We start from the raw sequence: 16835 nt of genomic DNA, 5'->3' as shown, positions 1-16835 counted from the left end.
CATACTGCCTTAAAAGTCCGATTGGTTCAACTATTAATCAGCGGGGGATGCCCCCCACTGATTAAAGTTTCACTTTATCTTTGTTGCCATTTTGACGTTCGGTTACGAAGTGCTTTCGTTCCCCATTCATATACAACTCTTACTACAATATTAGTAACAACAACAAGTACACTCATCGCAGCTGCTGGTGCCACATTTCCTGCATCATCCATATTTACAATTGACACAGCTGCTAGTTTAAAATCAGCTGCGTATAGGAATACAACTGCCGAGACAGTCACCATGGAATTTACGAAATAGTACATTACCATTTCTAAAATGGCTGGTAGACACATCGGTACCGTAACTCGAAAGAATGTTTTATAAAACGGGATCCCCATCGACTGTGAAACTAGTTCAAACTCTCGATCTAATTTCTTTAAAGCTGTCGTTGCCGTAACAAATGTTACAGAATAAAAATGAATGATATTAACTAGTACTAACACAGCAATTGTTCCGTATAGAGAATGAAACGGGTTCGTTACGGAAAGTCCAAATATTTGTATTGTTGGTTGACTAAAGAAGAAAACGTAGCCTAACCCAAGTACTAAACCTGGTATTGCTAAAGGTACGATAGAGAAAAAGTAACCTGTTTTTCGGAAAAATTGTAGCTGATCTATTTTCTCAATTGCATACGCGAACACAAATGTTAAAATTGCCCCAATAACCGCTGTAACCGCTGAAACAATTACACTATTTTTAAACGCTTCAAGTCCATCTCCCGTTAAACTTGAAAAATTAAAATGCTCAAATGTAAAACTCATATTATACGGCCATACTTTTACACTTGCAGCAATACCAACTGCAACGAATAAAAGAATAATCATAAGCGTTATTACGCTACAATATACGAACGAAATAACATCTCTTTTCTTATTATTTATTATTCTGTAAGGTACTGCTTTTGAAGATAAAAAATTCGCCTGTTTTCTTTGCGTAATACGATCAACTGCAAAAGCAAAGATAGCTGGGATTAATAAAATCATTCCGACAGTTGCCCCCATTGGCATATTTTGCTGTCCAATTACTTGTTTATATACGTCAGTAGCAAGCACATTATATTGTCCTCCTACAATTTTTGGCGCCCCAAAATCAGTGAAACTAAGTGTAAATACAACGAACATTGCACTAATTAATCCGTACTTTACACTAGGTAAAGTAACAGTAAGAAACTGCTTTGTTTTACTCGCTCCTAACATATTAGAAGCTTCATATAAACGATAGTCAGATCCTTGAAAAGCAATTAATAAAATAAGGAATGCTTGCGGAAATGTATACATAACTTCAGCTATTATAATTCCTACTGGTCCATATAAAGGGATTTGTATACCTTCAAATAAACCAAACATTCCTTTCGTTACTAGCCCTTGATTACCAAATAAATATGTAAGTGCTATACCGTGCATCATCGTTGGTGCGAACAATGGTAATAACGCTACATACTGAAATACGCGCTTTCCAAAAACATTCGTACGGGCAATTGCATATGCATAAACGAATGCGATTGCAACTGAAATAATTGTTGTTGCGCCCGAAATCCATACTGTATTTTGTAAAGACTGAACTAAAGTTGGTGTTGTGAAATATTTACTGAAATTCGCAACACCAACGAAAGCTCCATCTTTATCGTAAAAGGCTTGTGTAAACAATTGTAATAAAGGCAATACAAGTATGATAAGAAATGAAAGAAGCATACCGATAATTACTAGTCTCTGTATCCACTCTTCTTTACCGATACGTCTCTTAATCTTTTTTTTCGTATTTTCTACCTGATAATTTTCTAACATCTCCATCTATACAATGACCTTCTTTCCATATGACAACATATGATTTTCTGAGAAAGAGATTTGAATTTGCTTTCCTTTCCTAATAGAAGTTGCTTCTACTTCTGATGCCAATATATCCACTACGATTTTCTCGTTATGAAGGTGTGTTTTCTCTTCTATGACCCGCACTTCCGTCCGGTATACAGCCCCCCGGAATTCCATGCTTTCTACAACCGTTTTCATACCATTATTGTGCACAACTGTTACATGTTCAGGACGAATTGCATGTTCTTCATTATTTTTCGAAAAGAAATTAATAGAACCAATAAAATCTGCCACAAACGGATTGGCTGGTCTTTGGTAAATCTCCTCTGGTGTTCCAATCTGCATAATTTCCGCATGATTCATTACAACAATTTTATCAGCCATCGTTAATGCCTCTTCTTGATCATGCGTTACCATAATAGTTGTTACTCCGACTTTTTCTTGCAAATCACGCATTTCTCTACGCAACTTTTCACGCACTTTTGCATCTAAAGCAGATAACGGCTCATCTAGTAACAAAATATCGGGAGACAGAGCGAGCGCACGTGCAAGTGCTACTCGCTGCTGTTGTCCACCAGATATTTGAGCAGGATATTTATCTTTTACATTCAGTAAGTCAACAAGTTCTAACGCCAATAGCGCTTTCTCTTTTACTTCTGCTTTTCCATATTTTTTTGTCTTTAAGCCGTATTCAATGTTTTCAAGCGCCGTTAAATTCGGAAATAATGCATACGATTGAAAAACCATTCCGAAATTCCGCTTACCAGGCGGCAATGCTGTAATATCTTTCCCATTCACAGCTATACTACCTGTTGTCGCTTCTTCTAACCCTGCTAAAATGCGAAGCAACGTCGTTTTCCCGCAGCCACTCGGGCCTAATAAACAAACAAACTCATTTTTTTTCACTGTAAAAGAAATATCTTTTAACGCTGTAAATGCATCAAACTGTTTTTGAATGTGTTGAATTGATAAATATTCGCTCATTTTTCTCTCTCCCACTCACTTACTTTTTCGGTTCTGCTTTTTGACCAAACTCTTTTTCCCAACGCTCTAAAATTTTGTCGCGATTTTCTGCTGCCCATTTAAAGTCATTCTTTTTGTATAACTTTTCTGTCACATCTTTCGGGAATCCATCTGGAAGTTTATAGTCATTTTTAATTGTCGCAAATCCATTTTTCTCGAAGTATAACTTCATTACATCATCTGTAATTGCCCAGTCTAAAAACGCTTGTGCTAATTTATCATTTTTCGCATTATCTTTCTTAATAAGTGCGTTCGCTTCTACTTCCCAGCCTAGTCCTTCTTTCGGCAGTACAACTTCAACTGGTGCACCTTTTTGTTTCTCTTTTAAAGCGCTATAAACCATTGACACACCAACTGGATATTCACCTGCACCTGCTAATTTCGCTGGTTTTGAACCGGAATGCGTATAAGATGCCATATTATCATGAAGTTTTTTCATGTAATCCCAGCCCTTATCTTCACCCATAATTTGCAACCATGCAGAAACTGTTAAAAATCCTGTTCCAGAAGACGCTGGATGTGGCATAACAAGTGTTCCTTTATATTCTGGTTTCGTTAAATCTTCATATGATTCTGGCATCGGTAAATTTTTCTTCTTTAATTCTTCTTTATTTACAGCAATCCCCGTCATAAACGCAGTATTACCTACCCATTTTTCAGGTTTCTTATCATCTTTAAATTGCGGAAGGACACGATCCGCTCCTTTTGGAGAGTATTCTTTTAACATATCTTTTTTCTCTAAAGCTAATAGACTAGACGCCGCAGTTCCCCACACAACATCTGCTTGTGTATTTTTTCCTTCAGCTAGCAATTTCGCTGTAATAACTCCTGTTGAATCACGAACAATGTTCAACTTCACATCCGGGTATTTCTTTTTGAAAGAATCAAGATAAATCGGTACAAGCTCTTCTTCAATCGCTGTGTAAACAGTTAACGATCCAGATAATTTATCATCTTTCACTTTTGCTCCAGCACTTTCTTCTTTCTTTGCACCACACCCCATTAATAACGAAAATACCATTCCAGTTGCTACAGCTTTAAAGATTGTTTTTTTCACTGTCTCTCTCTCCTTTTACAAATCTTATGTACAACTCAAATATAAACAATTAGTGTAAAAGCAGTATTAAACCAACATTAATCTTTTGTTTGTTGTTTGTTTTTGTGTAATACGTTGCTACTTCTATGTTTTTTCACATTTTTCTGCTAATAGAAAATATGAAATTTACAAATAATTAAAAAAACCTTTATAATCCCACAAAAAAATGAGGCGTTTGTAAAAAACGCCTCATTTTTGTTTACCTTTTTTTGAATTTCGATTTGCATACTTTGCACTGTTTTCTCCTTCATACTCTAATGCAAATTCTGCATCTGGTAAGCTTTCTTTCGGAGTTTTATTATTGTTAATTGCCGCATTTTGTTTCACTTTTCTTTTTACCAATACGTTCACCTGCTTTCAAGAAATTACTTTCTACTCTAGTTTGGAGCAATCTGAAATAACTATTACTGGCAAGTGTTAACAAGTACATAAGAGCTTATAGATGGAAATACTACATACGAACAAACCATTACAAAAAGGAGCGATTACTTTGAAAGAGAAAGAAACAATCCAATCGCCAATTTTAGACGAGACGCTCCCTCATCAAATGAACTTCCCTTCTTTTAAAGGAACAGGAAAAAAGATGCAACAACCTTTTGTAAATCAATATGATGTTGTAATTGGAGACAGTAAATACAATTCCGAGAACAGCCCCTTAAACAATTGGAGTGATGAGGTAGACCCTGCCATTATGGCTGGGGATGAATGGATCCATCCTACAAATGATATCGGGTGGATTGCAGAAGAAAATCAAGAATTACTTAAAAAAGAAGTTGATAATAAAAATGAAGCTTTTATGCATCCCCAATTCGGAATTAACGATTAAAAAAACCATTCTACCTAACGCAGGTAGAATGGCTTCATGCTATCCAATAATAATTCTTTCTTTCGGATATTTATAGCGAGGTGGTTGTTCTCTCCCACCACTAGCTAATATAAATGTTAAAATACCGACGCGTCCGATAAACATGAGTACAATAAGTACAAGTTTACCAACAGTTGTTAAATCTGGCGTAATACCTGTCGATAAACCTGTCGTCCCGAAAGCAGAACAAACTTCAACAATCAAACTCATAAGCGGTACATTTTCCGTAATGGATAAAATAAATAGTGCCGTGGCACATAATAATATTCCCATTGTCATAACGACAGATGCTTTTAATACATCCTCTTCATGTAGCTGTCTTTTAAAGACTCGAACCGTTCTACCGCCCCTTGCAAATGTATATAACGATAATATACTAACCGCAAATGTTGTCGTACGTATCCCGCCCCCAACCGAACTTGGAGATGCTCCAATAAACATTAATATACTCATAAACAAAAGCGTTGGTTGTGACAATTCACGTATATCCATTGTAGCGAGTCCACCGCTTCGCGTTGTCACAGATTGGAATAACGTATAGAAAACCGTTTCATGCCATGACTTTCCTACTAAAAAATGATTTCGTTCTAGTAAAAAAATCATGATGGTTCCAACAACAACAAGTACAAAAAATGTTGTTGTCGTCAATTTTGTAAATAACGAAAAACGAAAAAGTTGTTCTCTCTTCTTACTAAGAAATTGCTTCACTTCCATTAACACAGGGAAGCCAATCGCTCCTAAAATAATGAGTAACATATGAATCATTTGAACGATATAATCTTTTTTGTACGGGATTAGCGATTGTCCTGTTAAATCGAATCCACCGTTCGTCGTTGCACTAACAGCGGCAAAGAAACCGTGAAAATAAGCTTCTTGCCAAGTCGGAAAGTACAGTAAAAATCTTGTACCTAACAGGATCGCTCCAATGATTTCTATCGAAATAATTACAATTAAAATAGAACGCATTAATTCTACAAGACCCGATAAATTTCCTTGATTATGGTCTGCCATAATTAATCTTCTTCGCTGCAAACCAATCTTTTTACCCGTTATAATCCAAACGAATGTGCCAAGTGCCATGATGCCTAATCCGCCTAATTGTAAAATTAGAGCTAATACAATAATTCCTGCTGTTGTAAACGTATCTGAAATCGTAACAACTGAAAGTCCTGTAACACTTACCGCACTAACAGATGTAAATAGGGCATCGATAAATGTCCATTTCACATCAGCCTTCGTAACAAACGGTAAACTAAGTAATATTACCGATACGACTACTGCTAATAAATAAAACAAAACAATAAGTTGTACGGGACGTAATTTTTGTAAAAACTTTTTTATATCTCTCATTCCATCACTTCGCTACCTTTTTTCTATCGATTAAATAAAGAAAAATCATCACTTTCTTTATTTGTAAATAACTGCTGAAATAGTTTTGCAAATACCATTCCGTATACAGTTCCATTTCCCCCATATGGCAGTGCGTAATATAAATTATGTATCTTTTTATCTTCTTTTAAAATAGGAAGACCATCATGACTACCACCAAATGCTGCTGCCCAATAGTACTCTGCCTGTATATTATTAAATTGCGGGAACATTTCTTTTACAATATTAATAAGGATATCACGCTTATGCAATAATTTCGAATCGCCGATATTTTGAATTTTCAGCACCTCATCTAACCCGCCTACAATAATGCGGTTTTGATACGTTCGAAAATATAGGTAAGGCCGTGCCGTTTCCCAAATTAATGATTGCTCATGCCAACCTTCGAACTGATCTATCTTATTTGTAACAACTGCATAAGACGTTTCTACTATTGTATTTTTTTCTTTCTTTCCAAAAAGCGCTTCATAACCTGTCGCCATAATAATATTCTTTGCTGCTATTTTATTTCCTGTCTTCGTGTAACAAATTAGATCATTTTGCATTCGTTTAATATGTATTGCCTCTGTATGTTCATATATAGTAGCACCCATTTGCTTTGCTTTATGCAAAAGACTATGTGCTAACAAATATGGATTCACTTCTGCGTCACCGCTTGTATATAATGCTGCTTGTTTTGCAAATGAATAACGTTTCTTAATATCAGACTCTGTAAAATATTCAACCGGAAATTCATAATAGCGTAACGTATTATATTCTTCTTGTAAAAATGAAATATCCTCATCTCTACTCGCATAATACAAACTATTTCGCGGAATAAAATGGGGATTAATATCGAGAGTCGGTACAACCTTCTCCATTGTTCTAAGGGCTTCATAACAAAGCCTATATGCTCGTACCCCTTTTACTTTCCCAAATGTATGAATAAGAGAGGTTAACGATTTATCATGAAGAAATTGTAATAAACCTGTATTGGCAGCTGTGCTACCACATGCAATTGCTCTTTTTTCAATGAGCGTAACACGCATTCCTATCTTCGCTAATGAATACGCTATATGAGCACCCGCTTCGCCACTTCCGACTACGAGCACATCACATATCATATCATTTTCTAACGTTGGATAACAAGGTACAGAAACTCCTCTATTCCAAAACAACTTACCAGTCATAAGCTTCATAATTATACTCCTAAAATGTAAATTTCTCCTTTCTATGTTTTGTTATTTTCCATAAAAAAATCCAACTAACACAACGCTAGTTGGATTTTTTATTTTTAATTGGAACGCTCTTCAAGCCAATTTCCAATCGTCGGATATGTTTGTTTTACAGCTGTTCCACCGTAAACGATAGACATATGCCCTGTTGGTAAACATACATATTGTTTATCTGTGCTAGAAATATGATCTAGTAAAGCTTCCACTTGACATGGCAGAGCGATATGATCACGTTTCCCGGAAATATTTAAGACATTCGCCTTAATATTTGCAAGGTCTACCTTTTGTCCACGAATAACGAGTTCACCTTTAACCAATTTATTATTTTGATAAAAATCACGAATCCACTGTCTGTATGATTCACCCGGGAACGGAATGCCATCGCCAACCCACTTTTGAACTAATTTCCAGCTTTCGACGAAGCGCTCATTTTCTGAACGATCAACTAAAGCAACGTATGGACCAACAAAATTCGTAATTGGTTTTAACATCTTATTTCCGAAATCAATCATTTCTGGCGGAATATTTCCGAATGTATCAACCGCCTTATCTAAATTGAAATATTTCTCATCTAATAAAGGACCATATAATCCTGTTTCAGAGAAATCGAAAGGACTTGTCATAAAAATTAAGTTACGAATTGGCATATGCGGATGAAGTGCCGCATAAATAGACGTTAGCGTTCCACCCATGCAATAACCAAGTAAAGAAATCTCGTCCGATTTTGCAGTTCGCATTACTTTTTTCACTGCTTTTGCAATATAATCGAACACGAAATCATCAAATTTCAAATGACTATCTTCTAAACCAAATGTGCCCCAATCAAGCATATACACATCAAAACCACGATCTACTAAATATTCCACTAAACTATTTCCAGGAGTTAAATCCATAATATATGGCTTATTAATAAGAGCATATATTAATAAGATTGGGACTCTCTGTGTTTTTTCTTGTTTTGGAATGTAACGATAAAGCTTCGTTTTATTCTTCGTCCAAATAACCTCTTTCGGTGTTAAACCAACTTGTGGTTCTGGTTCGCGTAATAAAATTTCGCTCGCTCTTTTCACACGGCGATATGCTTTGCGATATTCTTCTGGGTACAACTCCAATTGCTTTTCCCATTCTGTTACGAATGTAGTCATTTTTCTATCTCCTTTTCGGTCGATTTCTTTCTAAAAAAAGAAGTGCATTCCTGATATGGATATGCACTTTTTTCTTACTTCATTACATGTATAATCCACCGTTAATGTTTAATTGCTGACCAGTGATATACGCACCGTCACGGCATAGGTATACTACACCTTTTGCAATTTCATCAGCTTGTCCAAAACGTTTTTTCGGGATTTTCGCAACGATTTTTTGACGCACTTCTTCTGGTACCTCTGCTACCATTTCAGTATCGATAAATCCTGGGCAAATTGCGTTTACAGTTACATTTGTTTTTGCAAGTTCTAACGCTAATGATTTTGTAAATCCTAGCATACCTGCTTTTGCTGCTGAGTAGTTTGTTTGTCCAAATCCACCAGCTTGACCAATAATAGAAGAAATACTAATGATTCTTCCTTCTTCTGCTTCCGATATGTATGGAAGTACCGCACTTGTCGTATTAAATACACTACTTAAGTTCACGTCAATTACGCGCTCCCAATCTTCACGATTTAATTTTTTGAATGTACGATCTCTTGTAATACCAGCATTATTAACAAGAATATCAACTTTACCAAAATGATTCACAGCTTCTTCTACAAGTCGGTTTGCATCTTCTACTTTAGAAACATCCGCTTGAACTGCATAAACGTCATGCCCTTCTTTTCCTAGTTCATTTACTAAGTTTTCAGCTGCTTCTTTACTGCTGTTATAGTTAATAACTACTTTTGCTCCCTCTTGTGCTAATGCTACTGTAATTGCTTTTCCAATTCCTTTTGCCCCACCTGTTACGATTGCTACTTTGCCATTTAATTGAACCATTTCTTTTCCCCCTTAAATGAATTTGTGAACGATTATTATGAATCATTTTGGTACTCATACTAATAGAGTCCATATATTAATTATGTTTCGTTGTTTATACGTGAAAAAGAGATTCTCCCTCTCTCTTTTACACGTTGTAAACAAACGCTATTATCATTTTTTATTTTCTGGCTTATTCGCCGGCTTTACTTCTTCTTTTACAGGTACTTGTAGTTTAGCTAGTACTGCATTTTGCTTTTCTAGCAATTCTAAAATTTGATCAACTTTCGCTTCTAACGTGCGAATATCTTGTTTTACTTTCGTAACATCACGCTTTAATGTAGGAGCTTGTCCTAACGAATCCACTTTCTCTTCTAGAACTTCCTCAATATTATCAACTTTATTTTCTAAGTTAATAACAAGCGTAGCTACTCTAGCGATATCCTCTTTCGTTGGCACGTTCACTTGTTCTAAATAACTTTTTGTCGTATCATTTAATGCTTTTTGATAAAACAAATTCAAGTCTAGAACGCTGCCCATCCAAGCAGAATATTCTTCTGTTTTAATTGTTTCATTGAGCGCTTTTCCCCAAAATGTTTCGGTTTGTTCATAAGCATTTTTCCATGCTTGCAATGGATCGAATTTTTGATCAATCACTTCGCCTACACTCCCTTTTTTGTTTTTGAAACAATTCAACCTATTCACTATTTTCTAATATTCTGAATAAAACTTCAAGTCTATATTTTATTTTTCTTTATTTTCCAACAAATGTATTGACATTAAAAACAGATAGGTGTAAATTGCACTTATAAGCAAAAAATTCCATCTAACTGATTCATGAGGTGATGCACAATCATGCTACATAATGAACCAGAACACCCAGAAAGTTTGGAAAAAAACCAAGCGAAACAACCAAACTCCATGCCAAAAAACTTCTTAGTTCCTTTCTTACTTCTCTGTCTAAAAGACTGGAGTCTTCATGGTTACAAACTCATTCAAATGCTAATGGACATCGGCTTTTCTTCTGTTGACCAAGGTAATGTTTATAGAACACTACGCAAGTTAGAAAAAGAAAACCTTATTTCTTCTACTTGGGATACAAGCGATGGAGGGCCAGCAAAAAGAATTTATTCTTTAACTGAATATGGAGAGCAATATTTATCAACATGTGCGACTTCTTTTGAACATTATCAAAATATGTTGCGGACGTTTTTCACGTTATACACCAATGCATTCTTTCCATTTTCTACTTCTCCAGAAAAGGATGAAAAGGATTCTTCATCTTCACCTGGTGGTACAGCAGAGTAATCTGCGTTCACAATATGCAAAAAAACATTTGGAGGTCAAACAATGGAAACTAAACCATACGAATTAGTCGATGCATTTTGGAAAAACTGGTCTCAATCTCTTTCCCTCTTCTCTTCAGCTGGGAAACAATTAGAGCAACTTACTTTAGAAACGTTAAAACAACAACAAGACGCTTTGCATAAATTAACATCAGGAGTAAATGAACTAGAAAAAGAACTACAACAATTCACAGCTCAGTTCAATAACCAATATACAGATTACGTGAAGCAATTAACTGGAAACTCCTTAAATGATCAAATTAACGAGTGGCAAGGGAAATGGAATGAGCTTTCTACTCAAATGCATCAACTTACTGTTTCTCCTACAAAAACATCTTTGTCTATTCTTACTCAAACTAGCGGTCAATTTGAAGAAACAACAAAACACTTTATAGAACAACAACAATCGCAACGCGAAGAGGTTCAAAAACAGTTAGAAGTTTTTTTGGGAGAGTTCAAGTCCAAACAACTAGAACTCGCAAAGCAGTTCGAGGAAAACTCAAAAAATCTATTTACTTCCATCAAGTAAGAAAAATGTGGCAACTAACTGCAGCACAAACAAAACTCTTTCTTCCTCCTACTACATCAAGATGGCTTACATTTTTCGATATGGAAAAGAAGGAGGACAAAATGAATCCATTCCAAGAAGCACAAACTGTTCCGGAGCTTCGTTATGATGAGATTCAAGTCGGTGATCAAGCATCTCTAACAAAAACAATTACGGATGAGGACGTTATCAATTTTGCAAAATTGACTGGAGATGTAAATCCTATTCATATTTTAGACTCTTTTGCAAAAACGACAATGTTTAAAGAACGTATTGCTCACGGTATGCTCGTTTCAAGTTTTATTTCTACCGTTCTTGGAACGAAACTCCCAGGCAAAAATACGATTTATTTATCCCAAAACGTTTCATTCCGTGCTCCTGTCAAAATCGGCGATACACTTCGTGTAGTGGCAGAAGTTATTAAAAAACGGGATGATAAAAAAATCATTACATTACAAACAAACATCTACAATCAATCCGATGATATTGTCGTGGAAGGTACAGCGACAATACTGAAAAAAGAGTAGCAATTTTGCTACTCTTTTTTCTATCCAAGAACTTCTAATCACACCGATTACTTCCGGGTATGAGTACATCGTTTCCACATAAAATAACATTACCAGTTTAGATAGTACTTAACTTAGCTGAACTGGACTACTCAAAAGGATGTGTGTCAACATGGTAAAAACAAACAAATTACTAGTTCCAGGTGCAGAACAAGCACTTGAACAATTTAAATATGAAATTGCACAAGAATTCGGTGTTAGCTTAGGCTCAGATACAGCATCTCGTTCTAACGGTTCAGTTGGCGGCGAAGTAACAAAACGTCTTGTTGCTTTAGCTCAACAACAATTACGCGGATAATACTATAACATATGGCTTAGAGGCAGATATTCTCTGCCTCTTTCTATTTGCAACATACATAATAGCGCTTTTTCACATACTAGTAAGAACAAACTGAAAGGAACGATATGTGAGATGAAACGGATTAATATTAGCATGAGCCCTCCTCGTGTTCTTACTCTATCTTTTATTGTATTATCACTTGTCGGCACATGCTTATTAAAACTACCAATTGCTACAACAACATCTATTTCATGGCTCGATGCCTTATTTACAACGGTTTCTGCTTGTACAGTTACAGGGCTTGGTGTTGTGGACACTGGAAAAGTATTTACCTTATTTGGCCAATGTGTAATTTTAACACTTATACAAGTTGGCGGTCTTGGCATTATGAGCTTTGCTGTTTTAATTGCAATTATGCTTGGCAGAAAAATCGGTCTTCAGAACCGAATTTTGTTACAACAAGCACTAAATCAAACGAATATTGGCGGTGTCATTCGTCTTGCCAAAGCATTATTTCTATTCTCTTTTACAGTAGAATGTATTGCTACTTTGCTCCTCTCTTTTGAATGGGTACCAAAATACGGAATTGCTAAAGGGTTCTATTATAGTTTTTTTCATTCGATCTCTGCCTTTAACAACGCCGGTTTTTCTGTGTGGAGCGATAATTTAATGTCCCATTCTCATAGTATTCTCGTCAATCTCGTTATTTCTTCTCTCATTATTTTAGGTGGAATCGGTTTTACAGTGATCATAGATATAAAACGAAAAAAGAACTTTAAAAACCTTACATTACATTCAAAACTCATGCTCTCTTCTACTCTAATCGTCAATATTATTGCTACCGTTTTTATTTTCATATTCGAGTTTCATAATTCTTTTTCTATGAGAGGTTTTACCCCATTTGAAGAAGGAATGGCTGCTTATTTCCAAGCAATTTCAACGCGCACTGCCGGATTTAATACCGTTGATATTTCTGCATTAACAAAACCTTCCCTTTTATTAATGATGCTTCTTATGTTTATTGGTGCTGGTAGTGCTTCAACTGGTGGTGGAATTAAGTTAACAACATTTTTAATTATGTTTTTTGGCGTATTTAAATTTTTACAAGAACAAGATGATATTGTTGTGTTTAAAAAATCCATTAAAGATACGCTCATTGTCAAATCATTGACCATTACTATTATTTCCATTTCATTTATCTTTGCTGCTATTTTAATTTTAAGTATTACTGAGCGAGTTCCTCTATTGATGAGTGCTTTCGAAGTATTTTCAGCATTTGGAACAGTCGGTCTCAGTATGAATTTAACACCACACTTAACGATAATTGGAAAAGCTATTATTATCTTTATGATGTTTTTTGGAAAAATGGGACCGTTAACATTGGCTTTTTCATTTGCACGTAAAAAGAACCGGAAAATAAAATATCCGAACGAAGATATTTTAACAGGTTGACAACCGTATAAATTATCCATATAATGAGAGTACAATAGCATATCTCCAAAGGGGAGTAGCGTCCAAGAATATTTCTTGGAAACAAAGTCGTCATTACGTAGAACTTAGTTCTTCCGGCTTTGTTGGCATTTTTATTACATATGTCTAGCAAGACCTTTGCCTATTAACGGCAGAGGTCTTTTTTGTATTCATTACCAAATTCTTCCAAAGTTAATAGGCAGGAGTATGGGGAAACTAAATAGTGGGGAAATTCTTCACTTATTTAGTACTTATAGAAATGAGAGGAGAATGTACATGGATGTATCATTATTATTGGAGTATGGTTGGGTATTACTCATCCTGATTGCACTTGAGGGGATTTTAGCGGCTGATAACGCGCTTGTTCTTGCAATTATGGTAAAACATTTACCAGAAGAAAAACGTAAAAAAGCACTATTTTACGGATTAGCGGGGGCATTTGTTTTCCGATTCGGATCGTTATTTATGATTTCGTTCTTAGTCGATGTATGGCAAGTGCAAGCAATCGGTGCTATTTACCTTATGTTTATCGCTGGTAATCACTTATTTAAAACGTATGTTAAAAAGAATACGGATGAAGACACAGAAGAAAAAGAAGCAAAGAAAAAACAAGAGAATTTTTGGTGGACTGTATTTAAAGTCGAGGTTGCTGATATCGCCTTTGCAGTTGATTCAATTTTAGCTGCTGTTGCATTAGCAATGACTTTACCGAAAACAGGACTAGGTACAATTGGTAGTCTTGATACTGGGCAATTCGTTGTTATCTTTGTAGGTGGACTTATTGGATTAATCATTATGCGATTTGCAGCAACTGCTTTCGTACAAATATTAAAACGTAAACCAGGACTTGAAACTGCAGCATTCTTAATTGTAGGTTGGGTTGGTGTGAAGTTAGCAATCTATACATTAGCACACCCTGCATTAAATGTAATTCCGCATTCATTCCCAGAATCTACTCCGTGGAAACTTACATTCTGGATTGTATTAGTTGGAATCGCAGTTGGCGGTTGGTTCTTCTCGAAAGAAGTAGAAGTAAAAGTAGAAAAGAATTTAGACGAAAAAGCGCTGTAATTACAGCGCTTTTTCTTTTTTATTTCAATTCCCTCTCTATTTTTAGAAAAAATTCCATTATACTACCTTTTGTAATCGCTTTCTTATTTTATGTATGTCCTTTTTGTGAAACATTGCACAAACTTATTGAAACTGTGAACGAATCCATGTACTTTATTCATATAAGGAGTATTTATAGAAGATTTACTAAAGGAGCGTATGACTCATGCTAGAACAAGGATTAGATTATGTTGTCAAACTGGCTAAGAGCAAAAAGAAAATGCTAGATATAAATCCGATGCAATATTTCATTCGTGCTGCACTTGCGGGCATTTATATCGGTTTTATTATTGTACTATGTTTTAAATTAGGTAACTTTTTTCACATTGCAGATTCACCAGCAACTTATTTAGCTGCTTCCATGTTTTTCGGGATTGCCCTCGTACTTATTATATATGGTGGTGCTGAATTATTTACTGGAAATACAATGTACTTCACAGTAGCAACTTTAAGAAAAGAAACAACGATTTCTGATACACTTCGCAACTGGATTGCATGTTATGCAGGTAACTTAGCGGGCGCTTTATTCTTTGCCTTACTATTTTACGCAACTGGCATTTTCGAAGCGATTGATCACGGTCATTTAATGAATAAAGTAGTTGAAGGAAAGATGAATACACCTACAATGCAATTATTCTTTAAAGCAATTTTATGTAACTGGCTTGTCTGTCTTGCCTGCTTCTTACCTTCTCAAGTGAAAGGTGACACAGCCAAAATATTAATGATGATGATGCTCGTTTTCACTTTCTTTTTATCTGGTTATGAGCATAGCATTGCAAACTTATCACTGTTTGCTTTATCTTTAGTATCACCACATCCTGATACAATTTCTTTTGCAGGCGCTATTCATAACTTAATTCCAGTTACAATCGGTAACATTATTGGCGGGTCCGTATTTGTCGGTATGGTATATCACTACTTAACAAAGAAAACACCTGATGTTAAACAGGAAGAGACTGTAATCGCAGCAGCTCAACAAGAAGAGATTATTCCTTTACAAGCACATATGAAACATTAAAAACTCCAAAGTTAAACTTTGGAGTTTTTAGCTCCCCACATATTTCACAATAATACTTGCTTCAATCTCTCCTTGTTCTTTTCCACCCTCTATTCTTTGTTTCATCTTATCCATACCAATGACATCATTTGTGTGAAAGTGGATTTCCTTAACATATAATCCCTCTTTACAAAAAATATTTACGAAATCAAATCCATTACTCTGCCGCCATCCCATATTAAAGTCGAGAGAAATAATATTTACCTCATTCTCCCTAACAAATTGCAAGGCAGTTTCTACTGTAGTTGCGGGCACATATCCGAACGGACAACTTCTTTGATCATCCATATATATATTCATTCTCTATCCCCCTCTATTTTGAATACACAATTAATACATAACATATTGCTCCAAGACTAATAAAAGGGCCAAATGGAATTGGTTTACTTGCTTCTATACGCTTTAATAAAATACCCATCCCGAAAAAACAAAGACTAAAATAAGACGCTAAAAATAAAATAATAAAAACCCCTTTCAATCCCACTATAAATCCAAGTAGCGAGAGTAATTTTATATCCCCTCCACCAAGCCCTTCTGGATATATCTTTTGCATACAATATAACAAAAAGAGTATAACCCCACTACCAACTATACTATCTATCCACGTAACTAACGGTACAAAAATACATTCTAAAATAAGCAGAAAAGCAAACGAAATTAAAATACGATCAGGAATTAACATATATATATAATCTGTAACGGAAATAATAAGAAGTAACGAAAAAAGTGATAAAATAATGAGAAGCTCTCGTTCTACTCCAATCATATATACAGTAAGAAAAAATATTGTACCGGTTACAAATTCAAATACTACGTACAGAATCGGAATTCCCCTCTTACAATTCGTACAGCGCCCTCTTTGTATACAAAATGAAATGATTGGAATTAGTTCTTTTGGCTTTAGTACATACTTACAATAATGACAATGCGAACGCGGTGTAATAATAGACTCGCCTAAAGGAACCCTTATTGCGATTAGCATAAAAAAAGAACCAAACACCATACCCACTAACAATGCATATATATAAGTGAACATCCCTTCCTCTCCTTTCCAAAAGAACATAACAAAAAA

The 16835-nt window shown here is 35.3% G+C and carries 19 protein-coding genes and 1 riboswitch; of the genes, 8 read left to right on the top strand and 11 right to left on the bottom strand.

What is annotated here, in order from left to right:
* Window positions 1–74: 74 nt before the first annotated feature.
* The 4 genes from JDS98_RS14030 to JDS98_RS14015 form a co-directional block, all read right to left on the bottom strand.
* Window positions 75–1832, bottom strand: coding sequence for a putative 2-aminoethylphosphonate ABC transporter permease subunit (locus JDS98_RS14030; protein ID WP_000425537.1), 1758 nt, complete (start codon window positions 1830–1832; stop codon window positions 75–77).
* Window positions 1833–2834 (bottom strand): putative 2-aminoethylphosphonate ABC transporter ATP-binding protein, encoded by a 1002-nt coding sequence (locus tag JDS98_RS14025; RefSeq protein WP_000006181.1) that lies wholly within the window; start codon window positions 2832–2834, stop codon window positions 1833–1835.
* Between the two features lie 19 nt (window positions 2835–2853).
* Window positions 2854–3930 (bottom strand): putative 2-aminoethylphosphonate ABC transporter substrate-binding protein, encoded by a 1077-nt coding sequence (locus JDS98_RS14020; RefSeq protein WP_000750902.1) that lies wholly within the window; start codon window positions 3928–3930, stop codon window positions 2854–2856.
* A 228-nt stretch (window positions 3931–4158) separates the two neighbouring features.
* A complete protein-coding gene (locus tag JDS98_RS14015) occupies window positions 4159–4311 on the bottom strand; it encodes a hypothetical protein (RefSeq protein ID WP_000240799.1) in 153 nt (50 codons plus the stop codon).
* Window positions 4312–4411: 100 nt separating this feature from the next.
* Here JDS98_RS14015 and JDS98_RS14010 point away from each other — a divergent pair, with 100 nt between their 5' ends.
* On the top strand, window positions 4412–4795 hold the full coding sequence (locus JDS98_RS14010) for a DUF3905 domain-containing protein (RefSeq protein WP_000404294.1): 384 nt from the start codon (window positions 4412–4414) through the stop codon (window positions 4793–4795).
* Between the two features lie 39 nt (window positions 4796–4834).
* Here JDS98_RS14010 and JDS98_RS14005 read toward each other — a convergent pair whose 3' ends face one another.
* The 5 genes from JDS98_RS14005 to phaR all read right to left on the bottom strand — a co-directional run bounded on the left by JDS98_RS14005 (window position 4835) and on the right by phaR (window position 10044).
* Complete coding sequence (locus tag JDS98_RS14005; protein WP_001204698.1) at window positions 4835–6184, bottom strand: TrkH family potassium uptake protein; 1350 nt, start codon at window positions 6182–6184, stop codon at window positions 4835–4837.
* 23 nt (window positions 6185–6207) lie between these two features.
* Window positions 6208–7401 carry an NAD(P)/FAD-dependent oxidoreductase gene (locus tag JDS98_RS14000; RefSeq protein WP_098055180.1) on the bottom strand — a complete coding sequence of 398 codons (1194 nt, stop codon included), beginning with the start codon at window positions 7399–7401 and terminating at the stop codon, window positions 6208–6210.
* A 95-nt stretch (window positions 7402–7496) separates the two neighbouring features.
* Window positions 7497–8582: a class III poly(R)-hydroxyalkanoic acid synthase subunit PhaC gene (gene phaC / locus JDS98_RS13995; RefSeq protein ID WP_000206839.1), complete on the bottom strand. Its 1086-nt coding sequence runs from the start codon at window positions 8580–8582 to the stop codon at window positions 7497–7499.
* An 82-nt stretch (window positions 8583–8664) separates the two neighbouring features.
* Window positions 8665–9408, bottom strand: coding sequence for an acetoacetyl-CoA reductase (locus tag JDS98_RS13990; RefSeq protein WP_000250411.1), 744 nt, complete (start codon window positions 9406–9408; stop codon window positions 8665–8667).
* A gap of 153 nt (window positions 9409–9561) precedes the next feature.
* A complete protein-coding gene (gene phaR, locus JDS98_RS13985) occupies window positions 9562–10044 on the bottom strand; it encodes a polyhydroxyalkanoic acid synthase subunit PhaR (protein WP_000566959.1) in 483 nt (160 codons plus the stop codon).
* 198 nt (window positions 10045–10242) lie between these two features.
* Between phaR and phaQ the strand changes: the two genes are divergently transcribed.
* The 7 genes from phaQ to JDS98_RS13950 all read left to right on the top strand — a co-directional run bounded on the left by phaQ (window position 10243) and on the right by JDS98_RS13950 (window position 15724).
* A complete protein-coding gene (gene phaQ / locus JDS98_RS13980; RefSeq protein ID WP_000903016.1) occupies window positions 10243–10695 on the top strand; it encodes a poly-beta-hydroxybutyrate-responsive repressor in 453 nt (150 codons plus the stop codon).
* A 42-nt stretch (window positions 10696–10737) separates the two neighbouring features.
* Window positions 10738–11262: a polyhydroxyalkanoic acid inclusion protein PhaP gene (phaP, locus tag JDS98_RS13975; protein ID WP_000448600.1), complete on the top strand. Its 525-nt coding sequence runs from the start codon at window positions 10738–10740 to the stop codon at window positions 11260–11262.
* A 101-nt stretch (window positions 11263–11363) separates the two neighbouring features.
* Window positions 11364–11807, top strand: a complete 444-nt coding sequence (locus tag JDS98_RS13970; RefSeq protein WP_001067920.1) for a MaoC family dehydratase — start codon at window positions 11364–11366, stop codon at window positions 11805–11807.
* A 151-nt stretch (window positions 11808–11958) separates the two neighbouring features.
* Window positions 11959–12144 (top strand): alpha/beta-type small acid-soluble spore protein, encoded by a 186-nt coding sequence (locus JDS98_RS13965; RefSeq protein WP_000241211.1) that lies wholly within the window; start codon window positions 11959–11961, stop codon window positions 12142–12144.
* Between the two features lie 114 nt (window positions 12145–12258).
* Window positions 12259–13578: a TrkH family potassium uptake protein gene (locus JDS98_RS13960; RefSeq protein ID WP_000822354.1), complete on the top strand. Its 1320-nt coding sequence runs from the start codon at window positions 12259–12261 to the stop codon at window positions 13576–13578.
* A gap of 38 nt (window positions 13579–13616) precedes the next feature.
* Window positions 13617–13782: riboswitch (yybP-ykoY riboswitch) on the top strand.
* A 90-nt stretch (window positions 13783–13872) separates the two neighbouring features.
* Window positions 13873–14667 carry a TerC family protein gene (locus JDS98_RS13955; RefSeq protein ID WP_000383309.1) on the top strand — a complete coding sequence of 265 codons (795 nt, stop codon included), beginning with the start codon at window positions 13873–13875 and terminating at the stop codon, window positions 14665–14667.
* Window positions 14668–14872: 205 nt separating this feature from the next.
* On the top strand, window positions 14873–15724 hold the full coding sequence (locus JDS98_RS13950; protein WP_000893030.1) for a formate/nitrite transporter family protein: 852 nt from the start codon (window positions 14873–14875) through the stop codon (window positions 15722–15724).
* Window positions 15725–15751: 27 nt separating this feature from the next.
* Here the strand turns inward: JDS98_RS13950 and JDS98_RS13945 are convergent, their stop codons facing one another.
* Both JDS98_RS13945 and JDS98_RS13940 read right to left on the bottom strand, forming a co-directional pair.
* The gene (locus tag JDS98_RS13945) at window positions 15752–16063 is read right to left on the bottom strand and encodes a cyclic-phosphate processing receiver domain-containing protein (RefSeq protein WP_001028944.1); all 312 of its coding nucleotides are present in this window, start codon (window positions 16061–16063) and stop codon (window positions 15752–15754) included.
* Window positions 16064–16076: 13 nt separating this feature from the next.
* A complete protein-coding gene (locus JDS98_RS13940) occupies window positions 16077–16826 on the bottom strand; it encodes a prepilin peptidase (RefSeq protein WP_015000258.1) in 750 nt (249 codons plus the stop codon).
* Window positions 16827–16835: the final 9 nt, after the last annotated feature.

Source organism: Bacillus cereus group sp. N11 (genome assembly GCF_016483605.1).
GTDB classification, from domain to species: domain Bacteria; phylum Bacillota; class Bacilli; order Bacillales; family Bacillaceae_G; genus Bacillus_A; species Bacillus_A toyonensis.
Note: the sequence above shows the minus strand (reverse complement) of the source record. Positions and strands in the feature narration are given on the sequence as shown.

Coding starts and splice junctions, on each gene's coding strand:
- JDS98_RS14030 (WP_000425537.1), bottom strand. CDS start 1,832: ATGGAGATGTTAGAAAATTATCAGGTAGAAAATACGAAAAAAAAGATT.
- JDS98_RS14025 (WP_000006181.1), bottom strand. CDS start 2,834: ATGAGCGAATATTTATCAATTCAACACATTCAAAAACAGTTTGATGCA.
- JDS98_RS14010 (WP_000404294.1), top strand. CDS start 4,412: ATGGAAATACTACATACGAACAAACCATTACAAAAAGGAGCGATTACT.
- JDS98_RS14005 (WP_001204698.1), bottom strand. CDS start 6,184: ATGAGAGATATAAAAAAGTTTTTACAAAAATTACGTCCCGTACAACTT.
- JDS98_RS14000 (WP_098055180.1), bottom strand. CDS start 7,401: ATGAAGCTTATGACTGGTAAGTTGTTTTGGAATAGAGGAGTTTCTGTA.
- phaC (WP_000206839.1), bottom strand. CDS start 8,582: ATGACTACATTCGTAACAGAATGGGAAAAGCAATTGGAGTTGTACCCA.
- JDS98_RS13990 (WP_000250411.1), bottom strand. CDS start 9,408: ATGGTTCAATTAAATGGCAAAGTAGCAATCGTAACAGGTGGGGCAAAA.
- phaQ (WP_000903016.1), top strand. CDS start 10,243: ATGCTACATAATGAACCAGAACACCCAGAAAGTTTGGAAAAAAACCAA.
- phaP (WP_000448600.1), top strand. CDS start 10,738: ATGGAAACTAAACCATACGAATTAGTCGATGCATTTTGGAAAAACTGG.
- JDS98_RS13970 (WP_001067920.1), top strand. CDS start 11,364: ATGAATCCATTCCAAGAAGCACAAACTGTTCCGGAGCTTCGTTATGAT.
- JDS98_RS13965 (WP_000241211.1), top strand. CDS start 11,959: ATGGTAAAAACAAACAAATTACTAGTTCCAGGTGCAGAACAAGCACTT.
- JDS98_RS13960 (WP_000822354.1), top strand. CDS start 12,259: ATGAAACGGATTAATATTAGCATGAGCCCTCCTCGTGTTCTTACTCTA.
- JDS98_RS13955 (WP_000383309.1), top strand. CDS start 13,873: ATGGATGTATCATTATTATTGGAGTATGGTTGGGTATTACTCATCCTG.
- JDS98_RS13950 (WP_000893030.1), top strand. CDS start 14,873: ATGCTAGAACAAGGATTAGATTATGTTGTCAAACTGGCTAAGAGCAAA.
- JDS98_RS13945 (WP_001028944.1), bottom strand. CDS start 16,063: ATGAATATATATATGGATGATCAAAGAAGTTGTCCGTTCGGATATGTG.
- JDS98_RS13940 (WP_015000258.1), bottom strand. CDS start 16,826: ATGTTCTTTTGGAAAGGAGAGGAAGGGATGTTCACTTATATATATGCA.